This window comes from Exiguobacterium sp. s142, assembly GCF_018618455.1.
Classification (GTDB): domain Bacteria; phylum Bacillota; class Bacilli; order Exiguobacteriales; family Exiguobacteriaceae; genus Exiguobacterium; species Exiguobacterium aurantiacum_A.
Genome location: NZ_JACSMB010000037.1, coordinates 1 through 5,372 on the forward strand (window position 1 = coordinate 1; position 5,372 = coordinate 5,372).

The window sequence follows — 5,372 nt, forward strand, 5'->3', positions numbered from 1 at the left end:
TCGACCCGGTCACGGGGCAGTCCCGGCTGGATGACGACTATTTCGCGATCGAGACGAAACCGGAACGGATCAATCGCAAAAAAGTTTCGGTGGACATGGATGTGGCGCTACATAAGCAGTTGAAGCAGATCGCTTTGGAGAACGATGTGAAACTTTACGAGTTGGTCGAGGGCGTGCTGCGGAATTACGTCGAGAAGAAAAAATAACAAGAGGAGTGATGAAGATGTTGATGACGATTCAAGGATTCGAATCGAGATACGAGGAGATCATGCGAGATCCGTCGGTCCGCCAGCGCGAAAATCGTCTGGGTGAATTGATGACGGAGATGGAAGGGGTGTTCAAAATCCCGATGCTGAAGAACACAGCGTGGGAGAAAGAGAACCCCCAGGTGATCGAACTATACCGGAAGGTGTCCGACTCGAGAAATCTCTAAAAAGAGCAAAAAAACGCCAAGTTTGCGTGAAATAAAAACTCCACGCAAACTTGACGACGCTCTCAAGCCAAAGTCCGAAAAACGGACGAAAATCGACCGATTTCACAAACTTTTCGACCCTCGAAAGGCGGGAGAATGATGGATGAAATTTGGATTTCAATGACGAACGGATCGACCTACGAGGTCGCCAACATCGACTTGGAGACGCTCGAAGCCGAGATTTCAGAGAAACGGGCAATCGGTGACCTGCTGATTCGACTCGATTACTTCCAGCCCGACCCGAAAGGGAAGATTCTTATCAAGAAAGGGCTCGTCCTCATGCTCGGTCAAATCGTGTCGATTTCGCTCCAAGAAAGTCTCGATTCTTGAAGCGAAATTAATGTGTCAATTGCCTATAAAGTTAGTACCCGTAGAAAAGACCCGTGTACGGCCCGAAATTCGCCTTTGCAGGCATTTCCGGCTGTACATGGGTCTTTGCCTTTATTTCTCACTTGAACGTCTCTCAGGATGTTTTAACGCTCCATATCGCTACTTTTCTCTTCGTACTTCGCCCCGTATGTCTCTCGATGCCATTTGAACCCCTCTTTTTCATTCTCGTTCTCGAATGCGGGTTCGACTGATCCGTTCATTTCGAAGGTCGCTCTCGACTTGAAAGACCCAATCCATTTATCCAATTTATCTTGAGCAATCATCTTTTGATTGACCAGTGCTTCTTTCAACTTGGTTAATACGGACTTGAAAAACTCAATCTCTCTCGCCAGTCGGCGGTTCTCTTGCAGGAGATTCGGGATGCGATCGTTCTGCGACTCAAGATACTTGTTCCGGTCCACGAGTTGTTTCTTTTCTCGTTCGCTCGCCTGCAGCGCTTTTTGAAGTTGGACTGACAATTCGGCTTGCTTCTTCAAGTTCTCGAAGGAAGAAGGGGAAATCGTCAGGTTGCTCGACAACTTTTGGCGCTTGGCGCTTTCGTTGAAACTCTCGACCAGGCTAAGGTTTGACAACGCATCGATTGTTTCTTGGATTTGGGAACGGTACTGATCCGCCTCCCCTTTCAAAGATTTGATTTCTTTTGTGACGAAATCTTCGGTCGTCTCGAGTTCTGCATAGAGAGAGTCCAATCGTTTTTGACCGACTTCGACCTGCTCTTTTTGCTTTCCGAGCAAATTCTCATATTCGCCGACCTGTTCTTCCAACTGGTCACGGGCATCCTTGGCCTTCATCACGTACTCTTTGCCCTTAGTCGCTTTTTCGGACAAGGCTTGGACTTCCTCTCGAAGTTGCTCCGTTTGGCGCTTGAAGTCTTGGTGCGCCTTGAATTCATGAATGTCGAGTTTCATCTTCGTCTTCTCGCCACTCGCCCGTTTCACGTCAAACCCTCGTTCTTGGAGAAACTTCGGTAGTTGGTCGTGAATCTCACGCAACGCTTTCGGTCCCATCACAGTCCTTGCCTGTAATTTACCGTTCTCTTTGTTCACGGGCATGAAATGAAGGTGCATATGGGGCGTCGTTTCGTCCAGATGGACTTTGGCGCTCAATACGTTCTCGTCACCATATCGATCACAGAAATACTCATAACAACTTTGGAAGTATGCCTTGTGCTCATCATCGGTCATCTTGGCTGCTTCGACTTTCGGAATCGTGATGATGTTCGAGTACAGGACAACCGAATTCTTCTGTACTTTGCTCCCTTGTGATTTCAAGAATTCAGATCGTTCTTTGACCCGTTGGTAGAGACCGGTCTCACTTTTCACGAAATCATAATTGAGGTGGGTTCGGGTCGGATCTATCATATAGTTCTTGATTTTGCCTTCTCGTTCTTGTTCTCTTTCTTTGCCTTTTACATCACTCAATTGGTTTTTTTGAGTGTTCCAAGCGAAGTCGAATGCCATGGTCTTTCCTCCTTGATGACGACGAGAACCGAAGCAAAGCGAGGGGCGGATTTCGTCTGTCGTTTGAGAAGAGTATAGCCCGCTATACTCTTGCAAGCAAGAGGCGGGCTCTACGAGGTTAAAAGCCAATGCCGTTTCGTGGCGCTGCACGAAAAAGACGATGCTTGAACATCGCCTTCAAGGTCAAAAAATTAATGTGTCAATTGCCTATAAAGGTTAGTGCCCGTTTCCGTCCACCAACCTTTCAAGTTCAAAATCACGATATTCAATCTCCGCTTCATCAATCTTCTGATTGTTGTATCTCCGTTTATCATGCTCCTTATATTTCTTTATAGATTTAAAATAGTTCCCCAATCTCTAGTTTTTCGTTTAAAAGCATATAATCGTCCTTGTTAAAATAGATCGACACTTTATCCAGTCTATCTCCATTTGGATATACACATAATTGCTGATCAAACTTTATACCTAAAGGTACAACTGTTTGATTAATAAGATTTAAAATGATGACACTTTCTAAATCTACGCCCTCTTTCAGTTGATTTTTAATATTAATCACTACTATATCTTCAATGTTTTCAAATTTAACTCTTCGAGGAGAAATGTCACGAGCCTTACAAAGCCTTTTTAATAGATTCTGATAATGATCAACTATCATACAATAAATCGCCTCACCTTCCGTTTTTTTGTGATATCATAATCAATGCAATTACATAAAATAGAAAAAATGGAGATGATTTTATGAAAAAAATTATTACACCCGTTCTCGCTTTTCTTTTTACTTTCGTTATAGTCGTTCCAACATTTGCAAGTGAAAATAGTGAACAAAACTTAGAAGCCTTAACTGAAAATAAAGGTGAAGTCACTTTTGTGGATGACGAAATTACAATTACAGATTTCGGAGACAATCCAGAAATTTCTGATGCTATTTTTAATCACCCCGATAGTGTTGTATCAGACGCTAGTTTTGGAGTAAATGGACTTGGTATTACACCGTATTCTTCAGTGACTGGTCCCGGTGGACGAGCAAGTATCGTAGCAGGTGATTCTGGAAGGATTCTTTATTGGTCTGTTAAACCAGCTACAGCATGGCCGTTTCATTTTTCTGGTCTTGTAAAGTTAAGATACCATTCTGGTTTTTCAAGAGACGCAGTTATTGGCAGCATGGGTATCTTAGGTCAAACCGTTAGTGGATCTGTAGGTATGAACAGAAATAATGGTGGAGTTGCATATCTTTCAGGAACAGCATACGCCATAACTAGAGAGAAATTCAAAGTTTTACCAGGAGTACACACTTCATTTTGACCAAATTAATTCATTACAAAAAGGTCGGTTTTAAACCGACCTTTTAGCTACTTCAGTTTAGCCTTCTTCTCGCATAAACGCCGCCCTATTCAATATAAAAAAAGCGAACGTTACAAAAAAGCTTTTGTGGGAAATAAAGACTTTCCACAATGGCGATTGTTTTGTTAATATTAAGACAATTAAACATGGACGAAAAAAAAGCCACTCCTCCCCATATCAGAAGCTACCAACTACTGATATGAATCAATGGAATGACTTTTGTTTAACCAAGTGCGCTAACACTGGTTAAACGGTGTACCCCCCGAACACCGAGGGGCACGTTTATAGGTACATACTACCCTGTTTTTTAAGTAAAAACAAGCGTATGAACCCTATCTACAAAGACCGTTTGACTGGAGAGCGCCAGTTGAACGGTCTTTTTTCGTTCGTCTATAAACTCATCTTTTTATTTTGGTTTATAGACTATGGACTACATAGATTCAAAAAGTGAATGACGGAGTTCTGCACTCGCTCTTAAAACGAGTAGGTCCATCTAGCCGACGCAACAAAGTAGATCGGTCACCACGGCGGTTCCAGCATGTGGTGTGACGTTAGCAGGGGAAGGACGGAAAGCCCTGTACATAGCCTAAGTCCCTTCGGGGATATGGTAAAGATCGTTGAGAGGTTCAGACGGGGTCATATGGTACGACCGGAGGCAGTCCCACGACAAACGGTGGGGGAGTTCCTCGTAGGCGGCTGTATGATTGCTGTGACACGACATATGACGGCCCTGGCCGTCGTATAGTGGGTTATGTGACGAGTCGCCGAAAGGCAGCAAGGTAGGGCGTGGAAACGCCTTGTGTGCGCGATAGCAGCGCAGCGAGTCACATGTCGGGGTTGAGACACCCCGGAGTCTTGGAACGCCTAGACATACGGATACCTCGTCTTGCACTAGACGGAGAACGTGGTGGGCAGATTTTAACCGCATCCTTTTTCAAAGGGGTTAGTCTGCCCATCCAGCCGTTTCCTATCTTCCCTACCGGAGTATGCCCGGTGCGCCCTTTGGTTTCAAGTCTTTTTCTTTCCAAGTTCTAAAAAGAAAAGAGAAAAGAGCAAACAGATCGGCGAGGAAGCAGTAGAAGATGCAAATTCATATGTGGCACGAGGAATACGAGCCTAGCGTAGTCTGGCGACGTGTTCCGCAAGTGCCCCGACAAGCGAGCGAAGGCGTAAACGCCGTAGCGAAGTGCGTTCAGCAGAGAGAAGAGCGACCTGGAGAGGATCGCCCGAGACATCCTACAGGATGCCAGGGCGATCCAGAAGGGAAACAAGAAGGGATTAGCCCCAATTGCGAAGAAACAAGAGGGTAAGAGGGAAGGTTGGCAACAACGAAAGAAGAAAGGATGGTCTCTGATGAAGAACATGGACCTCACGATCTACGAGGTGACGGAACTGAACGAGCGTATGAAGTTCTTGGACCTGGCGAAACAACATGCGCCAGTGGGCAAGGAGAAGCTACGAGAGGCGCTGAAGTCGGCCGGGGCGACGTTCGACCAACGGACCAAACGGTGGCACATCGACCGCAGCCATCCGAATGCGGACAAGAAGGTGCTCGATTTCGTGCAGACGAGCCGTTCCAGTGTGACGAAGGCGAAGCGTGTCGCCACGGATCCGTTGAAGATCGACCCGGTCACGGGGCAGTCCCGGCTGGATGACGACTATTTCGCGATCGAGACGAAACCGGAACGGATCAATCGCAAAAAAGTTTC

The 5,372-nt window shown here is 45.7% G+C and carries 6 protein-coding genes and 1 pseudogene; 5 read left to right on the forward strand and 2 right to left on the reverse strand.

Annotated features, from left to right (window positions below):
- The 3 genes and pseudogenes from KNP77_RS15610 to KNP77_RS15620 form a co-directional block, all read left to right on the forward strand.
- Positions 1 to 206: pseudogene (locus KNP77_RS15610) on the forward strand (hypothetical protein); the annotation flags it as partial.
- 17 nt (positions 207 to 223) lie between these two features.
- Entirely contained in the window at positions 224 to 433 is a 210-nt protein-coding gene (locus KNP77_RS15615; RefSeq protein ID WP_214891722.1) for a hypothetical protein, read from the forward strand.
- 138 nt (positions 434 to 571) lie between these two features.
- Complete coding sequence (locus KNP77_RS15620) at positions 572 to 802, forward strand: hypothetical protein (protein ID WP_214891724.1); 231 nt, start codon at positions 572 to 574, stop codon at positions 800 to 802.
- 143 nt (positions 803 to 945) lie between these two features.
- Here KNP77_RS15620 and mobV read toward each other — a convergent pair whose 3' ends face one another.
- A complete protein-coding gene (mobV, locus tag KNP77_RS15625; RefSeq protein ID WP_214891726.1) occupies positions 946 to 2,322 on the reverse strand; it encodes a MobV family relaxase in 1,377 nt (458 codons plus the stop codon).
- A 337-nt stretch (positions 2,323 to 2,659) separates the two neighbouring features.
- Entirely contained in the window at positions 2,660 to 2,977 is a 318-nt protein-coding gene (locus KNP77_RS15630) for a hypothetical protein (protein WP_214877087.1), read from the reverse strand.
- Between the two features lie 83 nt (positions 2,978 to 3,060).
- On the opposite strand from KNP77_RS15630, the gene KNP77_RS15635 reads away from it, so the two are divergent.
- Positions 3,061 to 3,624: a hypothetical protein gene (locus KNP77_RS15635; protein WP_214877089.1), complete on the forward strand. Its 564-nt coding sequence runs from the start codon at positions 3,061 to 3,063 to the stop codon at positions 3,622 to 3,624.
- A 1,392-nt stretch (positions 3,625 to 5,016) separates the two neighbouring features.
- A partial coding sequence (locus KNP77_RS15640; protein WP_214891728.1) for a hypothetical protein occupies positions 5,017 to 5,372 on the forward strand: 356 nt, incomplete at its 3' end.